The sequence below is a fragment of the Bacillus sp. SRB_331 genome, assembly GCF_003264175.1.
GTDB lineage: Bacteria > Bacillota > Bacilli > Bacillales > Bacillaceae_G > Bacillus_A > Bacillus_A mycoides.
The window spans coordinates 1-21,979 of the sequence record NZ_NADV01000029.1 but is presented as its reverse complement, the minus strand read 5'-3'; the positions used below and the strand labels follow the sequence as shown (position 1 = coordinate 21,979).

Sequence of the window (21,979 nt, the reverse complement as noted above, 5' to 3'; positions counted from 1 at the left end):
TAAATTATACCATGAACTATCATTGGCTTTAACTAAGAAAAAACAGACTATCACATACGTGAAGTCTGTTTTTTCTCTTTCTTTACTTTTGTACGTCCGCCCATTTCAAACTTGTTGCTGGACCAAATTGGTGAACATATAAATCTTTTACGTACGGTTTTTGTAAGTAAGATAGACCGCGCTGGAATACTGGTGCGATTACTGCATCATCAAGGAGTACTTTTTCAGCATCTTGCAATGCCTTCCAACGAGCTTTTTCATCATTACCTAATTCTGTTTTAATCTTCTTAATTAACGCGTCATACTCTGGATTTGTATATCCGGTATTATTTACGGTACTTCCCGAAAGGAAAATTTCTAAGTATGTCATTGGATCTGGATAATCAGGTAACCAACGTGATAACGACATTTCGTATTCTTTTTTCTTCTCTAACGCTAGTTTTTGAGTATGTGGTTGTAATTTCACATTTACTTTTAGCCCTGGTAAGTTTTTCTCAAGCTGCTCTTTAACATATTCGCCTACTTTTTTAAAGTTTTCTAAGTCATAGTTTAATAGTTCTAACGTCACTTCATTTGTGCCTGTCTCTTGCTTCGCCTTTTCCCAATATTCTTTCGCTTGTTTTACATCAGTCTTATTAAACTCACCTGCCGTACTTCTAAAATCTTTCTTATCTGGGCCTTTTAAAAATCCTTTTGGTACGTAATAATTCGCAGCAACTGATCCGTCATTTAAAAATGAAGTCGCAAGCCCTTTCTTATCAAACACTGTACTTAGCGCAAGCCTTGCATTTTTATTTTTAAGAATCGGTACATTTTCATTAAAACGGAAGAAGTACATAACCGGATCTGTATATTGTTTTAGCTCTTTATTGTTTTTATATTTATCTACGAATTCTGTTGAAATGACAGCTCTATCTACTTTATCTGTCTCATATAAATTTACCGAAGTTGAAATTTCTTTAACAATTTGGTAGTTTACTTCATCTAATTTCACTTCTTTTTTATCCCAATATTTATCGTTTTTCTTCATTGTAAAGCTCGCTTCGTGCTTCCACTCTGATAATGTAAACGGCCCATTATATATCGCTTTATTTGCCTCTAACCCGTATTTATCACCTTGCTCCTTCGCATATTTTTCATTAATTGGATAGAAAGATGGTAAAATGAGTAGCTTCGTAAAATACGGTACAGGATGTTCCAGCTCTACAACGAACGTTTTATCATCCTTTGCTTTCACACCTAATTCTTCTAAGCCTAATTGTTTCTTATTTATCTTCTCCGCATTTTTCACATCGTACGCGATATATGCATATTGAGAGGCTGTATCTGGATTTATAAGTTGCTTCCAAGCATATACGTAATCATGAGCTGTTACTGAATCTCCGTTAGACCATTTCGCATCACGTAAGTGGAATGTATATGTCTTACCATCTTTACTCACTTCATATTTTTGTGCTCCCGCTTGAATCACTTCATCATTTTTCGATAAACGGAATAACCCTTCCATTACGTTATTCAAAACGTTAAATGATACCGCATCTGTTACTTTCCCTGAATTTAATGATGGAATTTCACCCGTTTCTAGTAGTTGTAATACTTTCTTCTCATCTTTCGGCTTTGTAGCTGTTTTTTCTTTAGCACAGCCTACTAAAAATGAAGATACAAGTAGAGTACTAACTAATGAGTAGCGAACAACCTTTTTCATATAAAGCCCCCCTATCTTTTTTAAGGTAAGTAACGACGAGCACCGGCGTATTCTTCTATATATCCTGGTGTATTTAGCGGTATAATTTCTACCGATCTTTCAGCCTTTGGAGAGTGAATCATATTTCCATCACCAATATACATGGCAACGTGATGAACACTACCTTTTCCTTGATTATGTGCAAAGAATATTAAATCGCCCTTTTGTAGGTTTTCTTTATCAACCGCAATTCCTGCTTTTGATTGTGGCCCAGAATCCCTCGGTATTGTAATGCCATGTGATTTATAAATCGTATGTGTAAATCCAGAGCAATCAAATCCAAAACCACTTGTACCAGCCCATATATACGGTAATCCTAAAAACATTTTTCCGGTGTTTATTAAGTCATCAGCGGTTGGAGTCGGAATATCATTTTGAGAATGGTAAACAGTTCCATCATTTTTCCGTAGCCACGCCTTCTGACCATTTGGCAACAATACGCGGTATGAGATCGTATCTTCACTTAATAGCGGTAAACGCGTATTATAACTGACTTCTAGCGATTTATGTTTTTCAGAAGGGTTAATATATACAATTGCTGTCGGTTTCGTTATTAATACGAAAGGTTCGTTTGTTTTATCTGCAAATTCCTGATTATACGTTAATTGTTTTTCAGGCATCCACCCTGGATACCCTTCTTCATTTCGCGGCGTTGGCTGTCCGTGCACTAGTACTTTTACCCAATCACCTTTTTTATCAATTACTGTTACTTCTTGACCGAGTAGCGCTTGCGTTTCTAATTTATTTGCACTCGTTAACCAAAGCTTCTCATCTAGCGTCATTGATTTCGTCCACTTCCATAAATCAACTGGATTTGTCGCACTCGGTGCATCAATTGGTCGTAATGAATCTGGTGCAGTCCATAACGTTGCAGCAGATACATCTATAAATGCTTTACTATCCTTCTTCTCTTCAGCATTCACCGAAGTAAACGATGAAAATATAAATAAAGTTGTTAAAAATGCAGTTCCTACTTTTTTCATATATATCCCCCTTATAAGATAGTTTACTAGGTACTACTTCTAAGATTGTATATTCACTATAGAATGCAGGTTTACCTTTGGACCAGTGTAAGTCATCCCTTCTGGCTCTTCTACTAACCATAACGGTGCATCAAGATCAAAGTAATGAATATTCGGATGTGCCGCAGCTAAATGGGCAACAGCGCTAACTGAAAGTGAAGGTTCCATCATACTTCCAACCATACATTTCACACCTGCTACTTCCGCAATATCTGCAATTTTCCATGCTTCTCGTATGCCGCCGCATTTCATTAATTTAATATTAAGTAGGTCTGCATATCCTCCTTGGACAATCTTTAATGCATCGCTTGCCGAAAACATACTTTCATCTGCCATAATAGGCGTTTGTACATTGTCCTTCACGTACTTTAATCCTTCCCAATCTTTTGCATGAACTGGTTGTTCTACAAATTCTATATTTAAATTTCTATTCTCCATTTCTCTAATAATAGAAACCGCTTCTTTCGGTTTCCATCCTTGATTTGCATCTAAACGTAACGTCGTATTCTTTGGTACTACATTTCGAATTGCCTCTATGCGTTCTAAATCTAAATGTGCCTCTTTACCCACCTTAATTTTTAATGTTTGGAATCCCTTTTCGATATGCTTTTTCGCTTCTTTTGCCATTAATAAAGGCTCATCCACACTTACTGTAATATCAGTATGAATCTCTTTCTTCCCACCCAGTAATGCGTATAACGGTATGTTGTGAAATCGACAATATACATCGTATAAAGCCATATCTACCGCCGCTTTCGCACTTGTATTTCCTATACAGCTCATTTGAATGTGTAACAATAACGTTTGAAATTGCAGCACATCTTTATCAACTAATACGGAGCGAATTGGCCCTAATATTGCTTCCTCAATCCCGTTGGCAAAATCACCTGTAATAACCGGTGTTGCTGCAGCAGCTCCTTTTCCTACAATTCCTTCATCCGTATGAATAAACACATCTATACTTTCGATTTCCGTTACAGTGCGAAGCGCAGTTTTAAACGGTGTATGAAGCTTTACATGTCGGCGGTTTACCTTCACATCGGTAATTTTCATTTTGTTCATCCTTTCATTGTTTATAGAGTGATACTTAAATATCCGGGTGGCTTTTCCGTTAATGCGAAACAAAAAAATCCAGCCATAAGAAGATTCTTACGGCTGGATTTTGTCTATGAATGGGTAGACAAAGCAGCAATCTGATTATATTTTTTCTGTGCATCCTTTAGCGCTACAAGTAGCGCCTTTTGAGATGAACCGAAGTATCGATTTTTTATTTCTGTTACTAATGCTGGGTCATTAATATTTTTATGTAGAAACAAATATTTAACAAATTGAGATGTTAATGCAATTGTGGCTGAGCAATCTGCATCTACAATTTCCCCTGTATCCTTCTCAAGTACAAATGCTACAAAATAACTTTTGAACTTTTCGGTAATGGGATTATTTTGAGGTGCTTTCGCATCCCCTACGACGTAAATTGTATTTGAAGCGTACACAGCTATCTTCCTTTCTTATACGAGGATAACGGTTTTCTTAACAGACGTATAAGCTGTTAACTCAACGTTGATTAAAAAATGTATCCGCTTACCTTGTATTATATACAATTGACAGAATTTTAACAATATTTATTTTGACATATATTCCATAATTATAAAAATCTCTTGAAACAATTAAAATTGGCTCAAACTTCTCATTTTTACAATATGTCATTGCTCCTTGTACCATGACATTCACACTACAAACAACTTTTTCCCTCATACATCAAAAAACAGTTAGCTATCGCTAACTGTTCCACCACTTCACTTTGGCAATACGAATATTGTTTCGTTTGACTTAGAAAATTGATACTCTTTTCTAGCAAACTTTAAAATCTCTTCTTCATTATCGGTTAAATTCTCAATGTTAGTCTTTAAAGAACCTTGATCTTTCTTTAAAGAAACTAATTGTTTTTTTTGATTTGTTATTGTATTTTTTTTGCCATTAATTACTTCTTGTTGTTTCGTTAAAATATATTGAACGTACAAAGTAGTAGCAGCAATAAAAATGAACATGAAAATAAAACGCCTTAACTTCTTCTTATTTATAGTTCGCTTGTCGTTAGGCTGTGATAGTTGCTCTGGTATATTAGGAACATTGACTCTTTTGAGTTTCCTCATTTTCAAATCCCCCTAACCCATATTTTCTCACTACCATAGGCACGATCTCTTACTAACTTAAATTCTATTCTTATAAAATAACCTCCTTCACAAAAAAATCTCACAAATTAACCAATTAGAGATAGCGTTCGACGACATCTCTGTATTTAAAATGAGAATTTTTATTTATGCTGCTATAAAATAGTAGTTTATGTTATTCTTTTTCCCCAATTGTAGAAAACATTTTTACACATATAAATTCTAGTTTTGCATACCGATGTTATAACATGCTTACAAGGAGGAAAAATGATGCACTACCGTACATTAGGTAAAACTGGAATTACTGTTTCTGAAATTGGCTTTGGAGCGTGGGCGATTGGCGGCGATGAATGGGGTCCTGTTAACGACAAACAATCTATAACCGCTATGAAGAAAGCAATTGAATGTGGCGTAAACTTTATTGATACTGCTGATGTATACGGATTAGGACATAGTGAAAGGTTAGTAACTCAAGCGATAAGAGAGCACCGTAATAATATCGTTTTATCAACGAAAGGCGGTTTAATTGGGCATCACTATGATCCAAGTGGAGAGCCTGTTTATAATACTGCAGAAAAAGTGATCGCAGTATTTGAAACTAGCTTACTGCGCCTAGAAACAGATTATATTGATGTTTATTTCTGTCACATTTGGTGGGATAAACAAGAAGAAACAGAAGCATTTTTACGAGCATTTGAAATATTAAAACGGGACGGAAAAGTAAGAGCTGTTGGTGTTTCAACTCACGACATACAATATATAAAACACTTCAATAAAAACAATGAAATTGATGTTGTGCAACTTGATTACAACATATTAAACCGAAAACCAGAAAACGACATACTGCCCTACCTACAGGAGAACAATTTAGGAGCTGTTATACGCGGCCCTTTAAAAATGGGGATATTAACTGGAAAATTTACAAATAAAACAACTTTTCTTGACGGAGATTTACGCAAAGAATGGCCAAAAGAAAAGTGGTTTCAAGAAGATTTACAAAAAGTAGAGAAACTACGATTACTCTCAAATGAAAATCAAACCTTAGGGCAACTTGCACTTCGTTATGTCCTCACTCATCCAGCGGTATCGGTCGCAATTCCTGGCGCAAAAACAGAAAAACAAGCGAAAGAAAATGCAGACTCGTCTATCCGTCCGATTCTTACAGATGAGGAATTAGCGCATATTCAGTCAATATAAAACAAGACGAGCAGCTGGAAATATCCAACTGCTCGTCTTGTTTTACTTTTAATATTTTAAATCTATATCATATTCCATTCTCTTCGCTGTTTCTTCAGCAACCCGAGCACCCAACAAATTTTTCACAATATGAAATGACATATTAATTCCGGCTGAAATTCCACCAGACGTAATAATATGCCCCTCATCTACAAACTTTACATTTTCTAATACTTCCACATTCGGAAAATCATTTCTAAAACTTTCAATACTTGCCCAATGTGTTGTCGCTTTGAAGCCATCGAGTAATCCAGCTTTCGCAAGTAAAAGCGCACCGGTACAAACAGAAGTCATTAACTTTACTTCTTTCATTTGCTCGCGGATCCAATTTGTTATTATTTCATTTTTCATTTCGTTTTCTCTAGCACCTAACCCACCAGGAATAATTAAAATATCAACTGGAGGCAAGTTTTCGATACTATAGTCCGGTTGTACCTTTAATCCATTTCTCGCTGTAATCATTTCTCCATCTTGACTAACAGTATGAACTGTAAATGGTTGACCTTCACTTGTTGCTGTAACGGAAAAAACTTCAAATGGACCCGCAAAATCTAACACTTCCACTTCATTAAAAAGAAAAATCCCTACATTCCAGTGGCTAATCATAAGCTCACTTCCTCTTGCAAATGATGTAATAGGGATTCATGCCCTTTTTCTAAAGCAATATCATATGCCGTTTTCCCATCATTTTTCTTAATCATTTTATTAGCACCATTTTCAAGAAGTAATATAATGATTTCTTCATTTCCTAATAACGCTGCTTCATGAAGTCCTGTCCAGCCACCACTTTGCACAGCATTCACATCTGATCCCTTTTCAATTAAGAAAGCTACAAGCTCACTTTGCTTATTCGCAATTGCTGCTTGAAGAGGTGTATTTTCATTTTCGTTTTTTGCTCTAATATGTATATCTGCACCCTGTTCTAAAAGGAAGCTTGCTAATTCTTTCTGTCCAAAATAAGCTGCTAAATGAAGCGGTGTCCAGCCATCTTCACTAAATTCGTTAACAACACTTGGATCCGTATTAATGATTTCTACTACCTTTTCTTTTTCCCCTCTTATGACTGCTTGTGATATTGATATGATTTGTTCCATAATGAACCTCCATGTATACAAATATTAAGTACCCCTTAATAAATTCCATTAATAATCACATGTTCCTTTCTAAATAATTAAGTTTACATAATAATATTATTTTTATAATTCGTTATCCTAATAAAAAAACAATCCACTCTAATGAGTAGATTGTTTTTGAATTTCATTTTTATAATTATTTAAAAAATATCATTTTCACTTACAACTAATAAACATTAATAAAAATGAAATGAAATTATATATTTAGCAGCCATGCACTCTTTACATATCAAAACCGGCTATTTACTTAAATTAATAGTTTTTTATCATTTGAAAATAAAAATGAAATTTATCCTTACATTTGAAAAACACATATATAGCAAGAATCTATAGCAGTACTCTTATCATACTAATCTATAACAATTCTGCCTTCTTCCCTTACCTGTATCCTTTAAAACATAAGACTTTAAAACGAGTGCTGTTAGTGAATCTGTTAATGTTTTATATGATAAATTTGAAAGAGCTAATAGATCGTTCGTATATAACATTCTATGCTTCTCTAATAATAATAGTACTAATCGTTCTGACGGTTTTAATGTTTCATCACTTTCTAGTATAAAATCTATATTTTTCATATCCCTACTTCTTACTCCTTATATAAAAAAATGATTTTAGTAGTTATTTAATATAAAAATACTACATAACAAATTTGAAGATATATCGAAATAACATAACGTCCAAACACTTTTATACTATAACATAAAAAAGACATTTCCCCAAATTGAAAATGCCTTTTTATATCTACTTCTCTTTTTTATATAATTGATATGATTGTTCTAGCCCTTTATTATATGTCGTATTATTATCTGTCCATTCTCCCCCTAAGTTTCCTGGCCACCCTGATGTATTAGCAACATATTTAAGCAACTCCCAATCCTGCAGTCCTTTTTTCACACCACGTTCATACGATTTGACCATACTTGAAATTGCTATCGTTGTATTTATACGCGAATCCACTAAACTCTCTTCCGATAATTGCGCTGGTGCTAATCCACCACGATGTAATTGGAATAATCCGAAAGATGTTCCGTTATCCCCTATCGCTTTTCGATCAAATTTTGTTTCATGATCAGCAATAGATAATGGTATCCACTCTGGAATACCATACCTCTTTGCAACTTCACTAATTACTTGTTTATTATTTTTAATCTCTTTCTGCTTTTCATAGTTAATATAAATTACATAACTTAAAGTAACTAACGTAAATAATATGAATATATATTGTAGTGCCTTTTTCATCATTTCATCTCCTGCTTTGTATATGTTTCACTTTCTATATACACTATAAGACTTTTATGTGACATTCATTTGACAAAATGATATTAATTATACATAAACTGTTACAGTTTTAACTATCAATCTAAAAACTACAATTCTTCTAAAAGACTCCTTCAACACATAAAAACAATCAGCCTTTCATGTATAGTACATGAAAGGCTGATTGTTTTTCACTACACTTTTTTATGTATACAGTATATCCCTACTATAATAAAACAAATTGAAATTACTGATAAAATTGTACCTTGGATTTCATAAAATGCAGTAAAGAATTTTCCGCTTGGTCTATCCCACATTTCTAATGAACCCGCGTAAATTGCGGAAGTTATATATGTAAGACCGAATAGGAGAATTCCCGAAAGAACATAGGTTACTCCACTATTTTTCATTATTAGCTCACCTCCATTAATTTTATTTGTGAATAAAACAAAAAAGACCTTTATACGTTAAAGATCTTTTTTATCTTATTTTTGTTACAAAAAACGCCAGAATCTAAAACGAAAACTTACTTTATGATTAACATCTCTATATACAAATTAAAGACTATAAGGTTACCAGCGTCTTCTCGATTATCATTTTTACATTAAATGTTTTTTGCAATATGCGGTTTACTATAATGGCTTGTTCCACCACCACCTACTATTACTTTACCGCCTTTTTCGAAGATTAATAATTTACTTGAACCATCTGAAAGTAAAACTATTACTTCAGCATGATCACTTGTCGCTACATAGATTACATAACCACTTTTTGAAATACAAGTTTCCCAATGCTTATCAAATTCTGATCTTACGACTCGATTAGAATACACTTGATTTTCAATTCTTCCTGGCTGTTCATTTTCCAATTTTTTCTTACCTCCTTCCAAAGTTGTCATTTATATATAAATGACGGTTTCTCAATAAATTAGTGACCGTCCTTAATATAAATAGTATATGTAGTTAGTAGGAGAATGCTTGGGCAATGAAAACGTAACAGTATTTAAGTATTTTACAATCGGAATTTTTCCTTAATCATTACAGCTACTTCTTTAGCACTCAAATGAGTATTATTAATTTTTATGTACTCTTCTTTTTCAATTTCATCATGAAATGAATTTAATCTATGTTTTTTCATCGTTTCTTTTAAATTTTTTTCAGACCATTCAATGTCTCTTTTTTTCGGTTTATGCTCTAGTCTATGTGGACTTTTATTCCGCTCTAATCTTTCATCTAATTCTGCCTCGAGCTCTACAAAATATACTGCTGCGCCTTTTGATTCAAAAATACTTACTACATGGTTTATGTACTCCCAATCCGATTGAAGGTCAAATGCCCATACATATGTAAAAATCATTCCGTATAAATCACTTTTAGACACTTCTTCAAATATTTCATTACGAAACAAACTTACTAATCTTTTTGCTTCCTTTGTACTGTAATCAAAAAATGGACTTACTAAATCAATGGTCATGTGATTATGAAAAATTTTCAAATCTGTTAGTTTCGCTAATTCTTGTCCGACTGTCATTTTCCCGACTGCTTGCGGGCCAAATATTAAGATGAATTTCATTTGTTTTCCTCCGATTTTCCTCTATAAACAATGAAATAAAACATATCCTAACATTGAAAATAAGGCAGTCGATGTTGTGTCGATTGCCTTATTTTCATGAATAATTCCTATATTATTCCTTTCGTACAGCTTCAAAAGTAATAATTTGTTCTGCATTTGACGGTTGCTTTTCATAAACATAGTCAGCAGAGCAAGTAATGTCAGTGAAACCTATACTTTCTAAAAGGAGTTTAAACTCTTCTATTCCATACCACCGCATTGCAAAACGTTGTAGTTCAGTTTGTACTAACTGTCCTTTACTCCATTTTTCATATTTTAAATATGATACAGTTACTTGGTTAAGCCAATCTATTTCAATTGATTTATTTTCTAATGTAATTCCGTCCCCGCTTGGCAAGGAAAAAGTCGATGTATGAATCTCACCCGTCTTCCAGTCATATGGAAGCGCAAGATCTACAATTAAACGACCACCTAGATTAAGATGTTCATAAAAACATTTCAAGGCGTTTATAGAATCATCACGATTTTCAATTAAACAAAAGGATCCGGTAGGAATTATTATCGCCTCATATTTATATGGTAATGAAAATTGTTGTAAGCTTCCTTGGTATAAATTAGGGTTTAAGCCTCTCTCTTTACAACGCTTACGGCAAGAATCTAGCATTTCAGGTGAATAATCTATCCCATCAACTTTAAATCCAACTTCAAGAAGTGGAATAATGACACGCCCTGATCCTACTGCCGCTTCGAGAATTCTTCCCCCACAATTATTTAAACGTTCTTGGTAATACTCAATATCACCATTTAAAGAATAACCGACAGGTTTTGTAAAATCATATAGTTCTGTACAAAGTGTACTATAAAAACTAAACATTTATTTTCTCCTCCGTTTTATGTGTACGGAAGATTCTAATTTACTTAATCTTTCCGTACCTCAAATTTTAATGAGAATTCGAAAGAGCTGACTGTCATAATATATCACTCGCTTTCCATAGAATATAATCATATTGTATAATATTCCCTTCAAAATGAACATATAGAAACCAAAATTCAGACTTATACTGAAAGGAGGATATGATGAATTCATTAATTGGATTTCTTTTTCTTCTTATCGCTATTAATGTTCTAATTTTCTTTATAGCAAAGCAGTATAAACGAATATGGAAAATAGCCAGTGGTATTTTCATTCTTTCTTCCCCCATTGTTTTCTTTGCCACTATGCACGTAATTGGAGAAAAAGTAGGAGATGGATTAGCTGGAGATTTTGCCGCTTTTACCTTTAGTGGCCTTTTAATCATTAATGCAATTTTTTTATTTGTTGTAAACATTATTATATCTACCAATAGAAATGCATAATACACTCCCTATGTTTGTAGGCATTTCTATTTCAAAATTTAAAGAGCTTACTATAGTAAGCTCTTTATCAAAAACTATTTATTTCACAATCGGCAATGTCACTTCACTCAATTTCACAGTTAGCTTCGTTCCTGCTTTCGGTCTAATTGTATAATCGTAATCACTTGCGATTAAAACGATTCCCATTTGATGCCCTGCTTTAAATACGTAATCATCTGGCTGCATGTCCCATGTAAATGTGTAATCTTTACCAGGTTGAATCGCTGTTGAATTTTCTATACTATTTAAGTTTTGCGGATCCATCCAACCTCTCGTTACAATTTCAGGCCTCGCTCCGCCATAATCAACGAGTAAAGCTGTTAAATTTGAAACAGATCGATCAATATTTCCTGTTATTGAAATTTTAGGCGTACCACTTATTCGCATATCTTTTTGCAGTACAGGCATTGTATATACTAATCGATTCGCTATTTCTAACTCAGGGTTTTCTACTAGTTGATTTGACTTTATTTTAGCATCATCTACTAATGAGAAAACATTGTTTACTGATCCCATACTTAATGGTAGATTGACTGCTTTATTACTTAAATACATACGGACTTTTGATGGTACAGCTGCTGGATCTGGCCAATTTTTTATTTTTTGCCACGATTTATTTTCACGTTGTACATCTACCATCGGTTCAGTCATAATTCCATTTTCAATTCCATATAACCAATAATCGAACCATTTATTTTGCGTTTGTTGCCAGTTATTACTTGATGTTCCGCCATGTCCACCTTGATGCAACCACATTTTACGAGGAACATTATTTTTGCCAAGAGCTTCCCACCACTGTGCGAACTGCTTCGTTTTTACATTCCAATCATTTAAACCGTGAACAACAAACACACTAGCCTTCACATTCTTAACATCTTTTACATAGTTACGTTTATCCCAAAAATCGTTATAATCGCCTGTTTTACGATCTTGTCCAGCTGTTAGTTCTTTAATAATTTGCCCGCAAACTTCAGGGTTCTTTCTTGTTAGTACTGCTTCTGCCATATTATCTGTATCTTCTCCCTGATATCCACCTGGCGCAATAACCGCCCCATTTGCACGATAATAATCATACCAGCTACTAATCGCTGCGATTGGAATAATTGTTTTTAACCCTTCCACTCCTGTCGTTGCGACAGCATTCGGTAACGTACCATTGTAAGAAACTCCTGTCATTCCTACATTTCCCGAAGACCAATTTGCATTTACTTCCTTACCATCCTCTGTATATGCTTTCGCACGCCCATTGACCCAATCAATGACAGACTTCGTCCCTAGTATTTCTTGTTCATCTCCAGTTGTCGGACATCCATCTGATTTTCCAGTTCCGATACTTTCGCCTAAAATAACTGCATATCCTCTCGGAACATAATAATTACCATACGACCCAAGATTAACTGCCCCATACGGTTTTCCTTCATACGCATACAATTCTTCATCAACATTATAAACAGGAACATCTTTTAATCCTGATCGATATGGACTCATTTCATAAATAACGGGGACTTTCACATCTGAGTTCGTCTTTGGACGCATAACCTTTACTGATACACGATCTTTTTTACCATCACGATCACTATCAACTTCTGTCTCTACAAATAGATTTTCTACGATGGCTTCATCAAGTGAATAGATTGGCTTCGTCATCCCATTTTCTAATTCAATTTTCGTATTTGACATTAAACCCTCTGAAATTTGACCATTTAACATAACATTTTTGTCTTTTACGGAGCTCCCTTCATTTTTTTCTGCATGTGCAGTCATACTAGAAACTCCTGAAGTAATGGTTAAAGATAATATAGTCGATAGTGTAATTGCTATTTTCTTTTTCTTCATGCCCTTCCCTCCCCATATATTCCTTCTTTTACTATACATTAAAAATGCAGAAAATTCAGTTTATATTTCGTAGAAAGTTGAGAAATTTGTAAAACATTCGAATCTTTCAAGATAATAGAAAAGGAACTAATAACAATTAGTTCCTATCTATATACATATAAAATTGTATTTCTCCATCTTCTGCCGAAACTCCGTATTCAAAACCATGTCTTTCTAATATACTTTTTACAATCGCTAATCCTAATCCAGTACCTGATTTTTCTTTACTGCGAGAAGACTCTAATACGTAAAAAGGCTCCCAAATTTTATCTATCTCTTTAATTCCCTCAGCAGCAATACCATTTTGAATTTGAAAATACACAATGCCATTTTTCTCTTCTAATATGATTTTTATATTTTGATTCGTTGTATATTTTATCGCATTAGAAATTAAATTTTGAAAGACCATTCTCATTTTATTTAAATCAGCATAAACAATCGTGTCACCAACACTATAGTTCACTTGCAACTTGAGTTCTTTCGACTCCAGTTCAATCTTATGCTTATCTATTATACTTTGTACTAGTGGTTCAATAGGGAATTCTTCTTTTTGTAAAATATCTCTTTCTAGTTTAGAAAATCGCAATAACTCTTCAATTAAATTTGAAATTTGATCTGTTTGTTTAATGATTGTATCAACATATGTGCCATCATCTAAACCGTCTTTTATTCCCATAGAATATGCTTTTACTAATGCGATTGGTGTTTTTAATTCATGAGTTACATCGCCCATAAATCGTTTTAAGTGGTCATTTCGATCTGTTAAATCTTGATGTGCTTCATGTAATTTATCACTCATAATGTTTATACTATTTGCTAAATCACCTATTTCATCATTCGTTTTAACTTTCGTCCGTTTAAATTTCAGACGTGAAATATCTTCTGCGACATCACTCAATTCATTCAGTGGTGTAGTGATTGTTTTTGAAAAAATCCAGACGAGCACGATAATAAGAAATAGTGAGAATCCCAAAATGTATAAATAAAATGAGTTAAGCGTTTTAATTACTTCATTTGAATGTGCGATAGAAACTCCTACTAAAATCAACATATCATCTTTCGCAATGTATTTCGCAAAAAAACTAGATTTTATCTTTTCTTGATCATATATTTTATTCGATTGTCCGAGGTTCTTCACTTTCGTAATTTCTTCTTTTGTAATCCAAAGTTTATTCAATGCAACTCTCTTTTTTGTAAGTTGCATGCGTAATTCTTCATTAATAGCATCTTCTGAACTATTTATTGATGTGTACGCAATCGTAACATTACCTTCATTTTCAATATAATTTATAGCATCATCCAGTTCTTTACGCGGTATTGACTGGATTTGCGCTGTAATGCCTTCTAAGCTTTCGCGTGTTTTGTGCACATTATATTTTGGTAAAAAATAGTTAATTAATAATAAAGAGATGGAAAAAATAAGGATGACTGTTAAAGAGATGCTGAAAAATAACTTTTTACCGAGTTTATTCACACTCTTCCTCCAAACTGTATCCTAAACCGCGATGTGTCTTTATAATATTTTCTCCTATTTTTTTACGCAACCTTCTTACATGCGTATCAACCGTTCGCTCTTCCCCAAAATAATCAAATCCCCAAACGATATCTAACAACTTTTTCCGCGTTAAAATCGTGCCTTTATGATTTAAAAAACATTTTATTAATTGTAATTCTGTCTTTGTAATATCTAATTCTTTCTCGTTTTTATATACTTTATTTTTAGTGAAATCTATTTTAAAATCTTGAACTTGAATAACATCTTCATGCTGTACAAGCTTTTTCGCTCGCGTAATTAGCACTCCTGGGTGAAATGGTTTTTTCACATACTCATCTGCCCCACTTTGAAGAGCTGCTAATTCATCTTCACTTTCACTTTTCGCAGTAAGCATTAATACTTTTACACTCGAATTCTTTTTTATTTCCTGACAGACAGTAATACCACTACTTTTCGGCATCATCCAGTCTAAAATAGCTAAGTCAATTTTCTCATCATAAAATATTTGAAGTGCTTCCTCTCCATCCTTTGCTAATAAAACTTCGAAGCCTTCTTTTTCAAAATACGCTTTTAAAATTTTCAGCATATCTTGTTCATCATCCGCAATTAATACTTTCATTACAATTCCTCCGTTACTTATAAACAAATATCAATTTTATCATACAACTTCTTTGTTACATCAATGTGACATAAAAATATTTACAACGTTTGAGGGTATAGTAAGTGTGAGGTGTTGTTTCATGTTCAAAAAAATAGGAGTCATTACTCTTCTCTTCTTTTTATTATCAACAAATGCGTTCGCAAATACAAATAAACAAATTGAAGTATTTGATTGTAAAAAAGAAATGGTCGTTCAAAAACAATCTTTAGATCCAGCTATTCAAAAAGAAGCTGTTCAATATGCTAAATCCATTACTGGCCCGTTCAAAAACTTAAACGTCGTTCCGAAAGATGGACATATGATAAAAATCCCATTATCGAAACCTGTTCCTATTACAAATCAATGGTTACATACAACAATTGATGAAGTACTCATCCTTCTCCCACTTAACGAAAAACCTTACATTATGCTTTACGATGATGAGAATAATCCACATTTTTATTATGTAAAAGGTGATCCGAAAGCTTTATTGAAACAAATGAATGTTAAATTATAATTAATTAAAGATCCCGCAAGTATCATTCGCGGGATCTTTCTTTATCAGTTAACAACTTGATTTTCATTTAAAAAATTAATAATCTGCCTTTTGTGATGGTTATCGTGATCTACGAATTCTTTAATAATATATATTAGAGAGTACGGCATTCCAGTATGAGGACAATATGATACTCCATTGGCAGTTAAATGTTCCTTTAGCTTTCCAATAGACAGTCGGTTAAGCTCTTGAACAAGTAAATCTCTTTTAGCTTGTGCTTCTTCAAGAAGTTTTATCTTAGATATACCTGATTTTGCATAATTAGAGGCTTGTTTATTATATGTATCAAAGTCAGGGAACTCCATTCCCTGTCCATCTCTCACTGATGATAATGTCTCATGTAAAAGATAGTCATCCCAATTCATAATATGAGATACAATCTCACCAATAGCCCATTTCCCCTCTGATATTGGCGCTGTCCACAATTCGTCATTCATACCTTTCAATGTGGTTATCCATATTGAATAATCTTTAAAATCATTAATAATTTTATTTTCTCCCATCATCTAATCCCCATTCTAATAGTAGATTCAAATAAATTATACCATAAATCTGCATAATGCAGAACAAACGTTCCCTTCGGGGTCAAATAATAATTCACTATATCCTTTTATCTAAGTTTAGATAATGGCTTGTTCCTACATACATTTTCCCTTTCGCAAATCCACTCGAAGTATAAAATTGATCCCCCTGTTCTGTATCTGTATATAAGACAACAATAGTAAAATAGATTTTTGCATCGCTTAAGATTCTCCCTAACAGTAACCTTCCTAATCCTTTCCGCCGGTAATCTTTTGCAATGTAAAACCTTCTTAATCGGCCAATCTTATTATCTTTCGTATACGGATCTTGATTTAATCCCCCGATTCCAATTAACGTATCCCCTCGAAAGATTCCATATAAACATTCACCTGTTTTACTAAATGTATTTCTTTTACTTTCATATTCATTTATTAGTTTTATTAAGAAGTTAAATCCTTCTTCTTTACTTTCCTGGACAAGGTGATTGACCTCATATTTTAGCGGATCTCCAATTTGTTTTATTTGTATATCTTCCAGCTTAATCTCCCACTTTCTCTATCCAAATGTATCTTTTTGAAAAATAAAAATGCCCAAGAATATATTATCCTGAGCATTCATTTGAATGTGAACTTATTCATTTTGTTATGTACGTATTCTTCAATTCTGGTAATATCCCCTTCAGTTCCATTAAATCATCAATTACTAAATCAGCATGAGCAAGCTCATCTTCTTGTGCAAAATCAAAATTACATCCAATCGCAATTAAACCATTATCTTTTGCCGCATTAATATCCGATAAACGATCCCCAACTACCGCTGCCTCTTTTATATCATACTTCTTCAAAATACCTTTAACTAAGTCACCTTTATTTAGCGAGTGTATTTGTTCAATACTGAATGTTTCCGTAACCCATTGGTCTAAATCATAATAAGATACGATTGCCTGTAAATATTCCGTTAAACCATTACTAGCAATGTAAATGGAACAATTATTTTCTTTTATAAAACTAAAAACTTCCTTTACATTCGGATATAAAGTACCATTTCCGCTCTTTATATTTTCAATTAGTCTTTCTAAAAAATATGCATCTGTTTGTTCCCTTACTTCATTAGAGTGATTAGGTAATAAAGCTTCCCAAACTTTAGGTAAAGGTACACCCATAATTTCACGATATTTATCAATTGGCGTTATCGTATCCCATAATTGTAGTGACCGTAAATGATCAAATGTATCATCTAGTGATAACTCTAAAATTTTATCTGTTTGAAATAAAGTTCCATCCATATCGAAAATTAGTGCTTGTAACATGATATTCTCTCCCATTCTTTACTTATGAACTACAATACAGCTTTACTCGAAATATTTTTAAGCATCTCCACAATAATTTCTGAACAATAATTCGCTGCGGTTTTCGCGAAATCATCATATGAAACTTGCGCTAAATCATCTGCACTGTCAGAAATACATCTCAAAACGAGAAACGGTATGTCATTTATATAAGCAACATGTCCAATTGCTGCTCCTTCCATTTCTGTACAATGAGGTGCATATTCAGTGACTAATTGCTCCTTTAATTTTGAATCCTCGACGAAGCATTCTCCGCTGACGATTCTTCCTTCATGAACAGTAATATTTAAACTACTACTATTAACAGCTTTTCGGGCTAAATCTCTTAATCCCTCGCTTGCATGAAACGCTTCTTGAAACGGAAATAGATTCTTCATTTGATTTTTATTAACATCATGATGCGTAACATTTGTAGAAATAACTAGATCGCCAATTTTCACATCCGGATGTAATCCACCCGCAACACCTGTATTAATGATAGAATTCACATCAAATTTATTAATTAAAATTTGTGTACATGCGGCGGCATTTACCTTTCCTACACCACATCGCGTAATAATAATTTCTGTATCCATGAAGTTTCCTTTATAAAAAGGTATTCCCGCAATAGTATGTTCCTCTTTTATATGTAGTTTTTCTAAAAGTAAGTCTATTTCAATTTGCATTGCTCCGATAATACCGATTCTGTTCATATATGTAGTCCCCTTAATTAATTTGCAAATATTCATCAATATCTTTATGAATTTGCATAAAAGCCTTATTCCAAAATTCATACTCTGTTAGATCAATATCAAAATGTTTTTTCATCAATTCTTCAACTGGGGTCTTTCCTGTTTCTCGTAAAAACTCTTTATACCTCAAATGAAATGCATTTTTATTTTCCTTTGCTATTTCAATTAAACTAAAACTCGCTAAATACCCAAATGTGTATGGATAATTGTAAAAAGGAACGTCTTCTATATAAAACTGAACGTATTTCATCCAAACAAACGGCTGATATTCTGTTAGTGCATTCCCGTATGCCTTTTCTTGCGCGGCTATAGATAATTTCTCAATTTCATCAGCACTTAAAGGACCTTCCTTGCATTCTTCATAAAACTTCTTCTCAAACTGAAACGATGCACGAATTGCCATAACATAATTAAAGCTATTTCTAATTTTCCAGCTAAGCAATGACTTTTTCATCTCTGTACATTCTGCTGTTTTTATTAAGTGATCTACAAGCACCATCTCAAAGAAAATAGACGCTGATTCTGCTGTACTCATTGGCAGATAATTATCTAAAAATGAAGTAGATTGTTCCAAACTCATAACATAAAAATGCCAAGCATGTCCTAATTCATGAGCAAGTACTCTTACACTATCAATTGTTCCATCATAACGCATTGAAATACGGGATTCTTTTTCACTGAAAAAAGGAGCACAAAATCCACCCGGCGGTTTATTATCTCTCGGTTCAGCATCTACCCAGCCATTCGCTATCGCATTCCGCGCGAACTTTGCCAATTCTTCATCTATATTTTCAAATGCATCATATATGTTTTGTACTCCTACTGAAAAAGGAATAACGGTCTCATTACTTTCTTTTAATGTCATGATTTCATGCCATGTAATTGAATCATTACCTTTTTTATACGCGTTTAAAGCACTTACTAGCTTATCAAGTTTAGATCCCGTTGCATCCCACATTTGTGATAATACAACTTCTGAAATGCCATTCATTTGAAGGGATTGAGTTAAAACTGCTCTCCTTTCTAATTCATTACTCTTTGTGTTACGTAATCTTCCTATTTGATTCAATACAGTAGCAAAGATTTCTTTTTCCTTATTCAAAGCATTTGTAAGAGAATCGAATACTTTTAACCTTTCATTATGATCATCACTATTCATCGCAACATAATTCGCTTGTCCAAAAGATAAAGTCTCTTTATCATGTGTTATTTCTAATTTATTCCGTAATTGTATGTACATATCTTCCCAAGCTTTAAGTTCATTTTCTATTAGTTTAATACTTAAATTATTAGTATTAATATCTTGTTGCTTACTAGCTTCTATTAATAGCTGAACTTCTTTCTTTAATTGATTTATTTTTACACTTAGTAAAGCATTTTCAGGTTGTGCATCCTCTTCAGTAGAACGGCAATACAAATAATATTCCGCCTTTTCGATAGCTTGAATAAGTTGTGAAAGAGTTACTGTATCTTTTTTTGTTTTATATTCAATTTTTAATCTTTCTATCGTTTCTATAGAAAACTTGAAGTTTTGTTCTTGAGGATATAGCCTGTCCAAATCCCATTGAGATTGAGATTGGGCTTGTATTATTTTATTCATTTTGCACCCCCCTTTTTTTACAAATAGTTACAAAAAACCACTCTCTTCACTATTATATATTAACTATCTAAATTTTAATATCTTGAAATATTCAAACTTATATGAATGTAATTTGATATTTCAATTTTCTATTTCCTCCTATTTATATAAGTTGTAAGTATTACTACTTCTTCTAGGGAATTTCTAGGTTCGTATAGGTTACTAACTAATATAAATTTACATATTTTTCATTCGCAAAAAACAATTATAATAGAATAAAAAAAGGATTGATCAAAAGATCAATCCTTTACTCTACTTCATTTAAGAAGAACAACGTTAACGCACCTGGTCCGGTATGCGCTCCGATTGCTGCTCCAATTGTATTTACGATAAATACTTCACAGCCGAATCTTTCAGTAATTAATGCTTTTAATGCTTCGGCAGTTTCTAAATCATCACCGTGAGTCATACCGATTGTTTGACCTTTAAGGTCTTTCCCGCGCTCTTCCATAATATCAACAATTCGGCTTAATACTTTCTTTTTCCCTCTTACCTTTTCAAGTGGTACAAGTTTTCCTTCATCCACATTTAAGATCGGCTTAATGTTTAATAAACCACCGATAAAACCAGCTACTTTACTTAAACGCCCACCTCTCACTAGGTACTGCAAGTCAGCTACAGTGAAGATATGTTCCATATGGTTCATTAGAAAAGCGACACGGTTTAATATTTCTTCTTTTGATGCGCCCTCTTTTGCCATTTTTGCAGCTTCTAATACGACAATACCTTGACCGAGTGAGGCACATTTTGTATCAATAATTTCTAAATCTAAATCAGTGTATGTTTCTTTCACTTCTTCTTTAATGAGAACTGACGATTGATATGTACCAGACAGTTCAGATGAGAAAGCTAAATATATACAAGGATTACCTTCTTTTGCATAAGAAACAAATTTTTCTTGGAAAGTTTCAAGTGAAGGCAATGACGTTCTATAAACAGCGCCTTCTCTCATTTTTTGCAATAAAGTAACTGATTTTAATGTAACCCCATCTAAATACTCTGTTTCTGCTTCATCATATACACGGAGTGGAATTAAATCAATATCATATGCCTGCAGCAATTCTACCGGTAAATCCGCCGCACTATCCGTAATGATTTTAACACTCATTTTTAAACCTCTATTCTGTTATAAATATATAAAAAAATAAAATAAAAATAGTACTTTTAAATTATATACGTAAAACTTAAATGAAGAAAGGAAAACACTTTATATTGTATGCACTATTCTTCAAAACTTGAACCTTTACTAAAAATCATTCTATTTTAACTATTTATTATTCTTTCTATAACACAAATGATTTTATGATTATTTTGCATTTATATATTTTATTTTTTAATTCAATATATTCTTTTCAAATTTATACTATTTAAAATTTAAAAGCCCAATCCAATAAAGGAAACGGCTTTTAAATTTTTAAAAAAATAACCAAACTTTATTTTCCATCACATTGTTTGTTTACATTATTATTTAGGCAATGTTAAATATTAGTCCAGTTATGATTAATATTTATAGCCTGTACTAGAATTAAAACAGTGAATATTTATCACTAAGAAGCAGCATATATAAAAAACAGGTTAAATATTTTATAGAATATTTAATTTTACTAGTAAAGCTAATAAAATTTGGAGAAGGATTTGAACAT

At 32.9% G+C, this 21,979-nt stretch carries 25 protein-coding genes and 1 pseudogene; 3 read left to right on the top strand and 23 right to left on the bottom strand.

Going from position 1 to position 21,979, the window contains the following annotated elements; genetic code table 11:
• Positions 1-82: 82 nt before the first annotated feature.
• The 6 genes and pseudogenes from B5P42_RS18430 to B5P42_RS18410 form a co-directional block, all read right to left on the bottom strand.
• The gene (locus tag B5P42_RS18430; protein ID WP_113734864.1) at positions 83-1,705 is read right to left on the bottom strand and encodes a peptide ABC transporter substrate-binding protein; all 1,623 of its coding nucleotides are present in this window, start codon (positions 1,703-1,705) and stop codon (positions 83-85) included.
• A gap of 20 nt (positions 1,706-1,725) precedes the next feature.
• Positions 1,726-2,727 (bottom strand): C40 family peptidase, encoded by a 1,002-nt coding sequence (locus tag B5P42_RS18425; protein WP_113734863.1) that lies wholly within the window; start codon positions 2,725-2,727, stop codon positions 1,726-1,728.
• A 39-nt stretch (positions 2,728-2,766) separates the two neighbouring features.
• Positions 2,767-3,828, bottom strand: a complete 1,062-nt coding sequence (locus B5P42_RS18420) for a dipeptide epimerase (RefSeq protein ID WP_181458810.1) — start codon at positions 3,826-3,828, stop codon at positions 2,767-2,769.
• A gap of 104 nt (positions 3,829-3,932) precedes the next feature.
• A complete protein-coding gene (locus B5P42_RS18415; protein WP_002012954.1) occupies positions 3,933-4,259 on the bottom strand; it encodes a DUF3870 domain-containing protein in 327 nt (108 codons plus the stop codon).
• Between the two features lie 88 nt (positions 4,260-4,347).
• Positions 4,348-4,624, bottom strand: a pseudogene (locus tag B5P42_RS33415) (hypothetical protein).
• Positions 4,563-4,919 (bottom strand): FtsB family cell division protein, encoded by a 357-nt coding sequence (locus B5P42_RS18410; protein WP_002085024.1) that lies wholly within the window; start codon positions 4,917-4,919, stop codon positions 4,563-4,565. Before B5P42_RS18410 ends, B5P42_RS33415 begins: the two are co-directional and overlap by 62 nt.
• Before the next feature lie 288 nt (positions 4,920-5,207).
• Here B5P42_RS18410 and B5P42_RS18405 point away from each other — a divergent pair, with 288 nt between their 5' ends.
• Positions 5,208-6,134, top strand: coding sequence for an aldo/keto reductase (locus B5P42_RS18405; protein WP_002127781.1), 927 nt, complete (start codon positions 5,208-5,210; stop codon positions 6,132-6,134).
• Between the two features lie 48 nt (positions 6,135-6,182).
• On the opposite strand, the gene B5P42_RS18400 is transcribed toward B5P42_RS18405, so the two are convergent.
• The 8 genes from B5P42_RS18400 to B5P42_RS18365 all read right to left on the bottom strand — a co-directional run bounded on the left by B5P42_RS18400 (position 6,183) and on the right by B5P42_RS18365 (position 11,009).
• Positions 6,183-6,779, bottom strand: a complete 597-nt coding sequence (locus tag B5P42_RS18400; protein ID WP_113734861.1) for a DJ-1/PfpI family protein — start codon at positions 6,777-6,779, stop codon at positions 6,183-6,185.
• On the bottom strand, positions 6,776-7,267 hold the full coding sequence (locus B5P42_RS18395; protein WP_113734860.1) for an ankyrin repeat domain-containing protein: 492 nt from the start codon (positions 7,265-7,267) through the stop codon (positions 6,776-6,778). Before B5P42_RS18395 ends, B5P42_RS18400 begins: the two co-directional genes overlap by 4 nt.
• Positions 7,268-7,650: 383 nt before the next feature.
• Positions 7,651-7,881, bottom strand: coding sequence for a hypothetical protein (locus B5P42_RS18390; protein ID WP_000789035.1), 231 nt, complete (start codon positions 7,879-7,881; stop codon positions 7,651-7,653).
• Between the two features lie 166 nt (positions 7,882-8,047).
• The gene (locus tag B5P42_RS18385; protein WP_113734859.1) at positions 8,048-8,548 is read right to left on the bottom strand and encodes a transglycosylase SLT domain-containing protein; all 501 of its coding nucleotides are present in this window, start codon (positions 8,546-8,548) and stop codon (positions 8,048-8,050) included.
• Positions 8,549-8,757: 209 nt separating this feature from the next.
• The gene (locus tag B5P42_RS18380) at positions 8,758-8,973 is read right to left on the bottom strand and encodes a hypothetical protein (RefSeq protein ID WP_113734858.1); all 216 of its coding nucleotides are present in this window, start codon (positions 8,971-8,973) and stop codon (positions 8,758-8,760) included.
• Positions 8,974-9,167: 194 nt separating this feature from the next.
• Positions 9,168-9,431 carry a hypothetical protein gene (locus tag B5P42_RS18375; RefSeq protein WP_113734857.1) on the bottom strand — a complete coding sequence of 88 codons (264 nt, stop codon included), beginning with the start codon at positions 9,429-9,431 and terminating at the stop codon, positions 9,168-9,170.
• A gap of 143 nt (positions 9,432-9,574) precedes the next feature.
• Positions 9,575-10,135: an AAA family ATPase gene (locus B5P42_RS18370; RefSeq protein WP_044444592.1), complete on the bottom strand. Its 561-nt coding sequence runs from the start codon at positions 10,133-10,135 to the stop codon at positions 9,575-9,577.
• Between the two features lie 112 nt (positions 10,136-10,247).
• A complete protein-coding gene (locus B5P42_RS18365) occupies positions 10,248-11,009 on the bottom strand; it encodes a class I SAM-dependent methyltransferase (protein ID WP_113734856.1) in 762 nt (253 codons plus the stop codon).
• A 203-nt stretch (positions 11,010-11,212) separates the two neighbouring features.
• Here B5P42_RS18365 and B5P42_RS18360 point away from each other — a divergent pair, with 203 nt between their 5' ends.
• Positions 11,213-11,491 (top strand): hypothetical protein, encoded by a 279-nt coding sequence (locus tag B5P42_RS18360; protein ID WP_113734855.1) that lies wholly within the window; start codon positions 11,213-11,215, stop codon positions 11,489-11,491.
• A gap of 78 nt (positions 11,492-11,569) precedes the next feature.
• Here the strand turns inward: B5P42_RS18360 and B5P42_RS18355 are convergent, their stop codons facing one another.
• The 3 genes from B5P42_RS18355 to B5P42_RS18345 form a co-directional block, all read right to left on the bottom strand.
• The gene (locus B5P42_RS18355) at positions 11,570-13,366 is read right to left on the bottom strand and encodes a Xaa-Pro dipeptidyl-peptidase (RefSeq protein ID WP_113734854.1); all 1,797 of its coding nucleotides are present in this window, start codon (positions 13,364-13,366) and stop codon (positions 11,570-11,572) included.
• Positions 13,367-13,502: 136 nt separating this feature from the next.
• Positions 13,503-14,879, bottom strand: coding sequence for a sensor histidine kinase (locus tag B5P42_RS18350; protein ID WP_113734853.1), 1,377 nt, complete (start codon positions 14,877-14,879; stop codon positions 13,503-13,505).
• On the bottom strand, positions 14,872-15,519 hold the full coding sequence (locus tag B5P42_RS18345) for a response regulator transcription factor (protein WP_113734852.1): 648 nt from the start codon (positions 15,517-15,519) through the stop codon (positions 14,872-14,874). Before B5P42_RS18345 ends, B5P42_RS18350 begins: the two co-directional genes overlap by 8 nt.
• Positions 15,520-15,640: 121 nt before the next feature.
• Here B5P42_RS18345 and B5P42_RS18340 point away from each other — a divergent pair, with 121 nt between their 5' ends.
• Positions 15,641-16,057, top strand: coding sequence for a hypothetical protein (locus tag B5P42_RS18340; RefSeq protein WP_113734851.1), 417 nt, complete (start codon positions 15,641-15,643; stop codon positions 16,055-16,057).
• A gap of 44 nt (positions 16,058-16,101) precedes the next feature.
• Here the strand turns inward: B5P42_RS18340 and B5P42_RS18335 are convergent, their stop codons facing one another.
• From B5P42_RS18335 to B5P42_RS18310, 6 genes are all read right to left on the bottom strand, one after another.
• On the bottom strand, positions 16,102-16,599 hold the full coding sequence (locus tag B5P42_RS18335; protein ID WP_113734850.1) for a DinB family protein: 498 nt from the start codon (positions 16,597-16,599) through the stop codon (positions 16,102-16,104).
• Positions 16,600-16,696: 97 nt separating this feature from the next.
• The gene (locus B5P42_RS18330) at positions 16,697-17,155 is read right to left on the bottom strand and encodes a GNAT family N-acetyltransferase (RefSeq protein WP_113735051.1); all 459 of its coding nucleotides are present in this window, start codon (positions 17,153-17,155) and stop codon (positions 16,697-16,699) included.
• A 97-nt stretch (positions 17,156-17,252) separates the two neighbouring features.
• Entirely contained in the window at positions 17,253-17,927 is a 675-nt protein-coding gene (locus tag B5P42_RS18325; protein ID WP_113734849.1) for an HAD family hydrolase, read from the bottom strand.
• Between the two features lie 29 nt (positions 17,928-17,956).
• Complete coding sequence (locus B5P42_RS18320; protein ID WP_113734848.1) at positions 17,957-18,658, bottom strand: 5'-methylthioadenosine/adenosylhomocysteine nucleosidase; 702 nt, start codon at positions 18,656-18,658, stop codon at positions 17,957-17,959.
• A 13-nt stretch (positions 18,659-18,671) separates the two neighbouring features.
• Positions 18,672-20,297, bottom strand: coding sequence for a M3 family metallopeptidase (locus B5P42_RS18315; RefSeq protein ID WP_113734847.1), 1,626 nt, complete (start codon positions 20,295-20,297; stop codon positions 18,672-18,674).
• Between the two features lie 286 nt (positions 20,298-20,583).
• The gene (locus B5P42_RS18310) at positions 20,584-21,444 is read right to left on the bottom strand and encodes a DegV family protein (RefSeq protein WP_113734846.1); all 861 of its coding nucleotides are present in this window, start codon (positions 21,442-21,444) and stop codon (positions 20,584-20,586) included.
• Positions 21,445-21,979 lie beyond the last annotated feature (535 nt).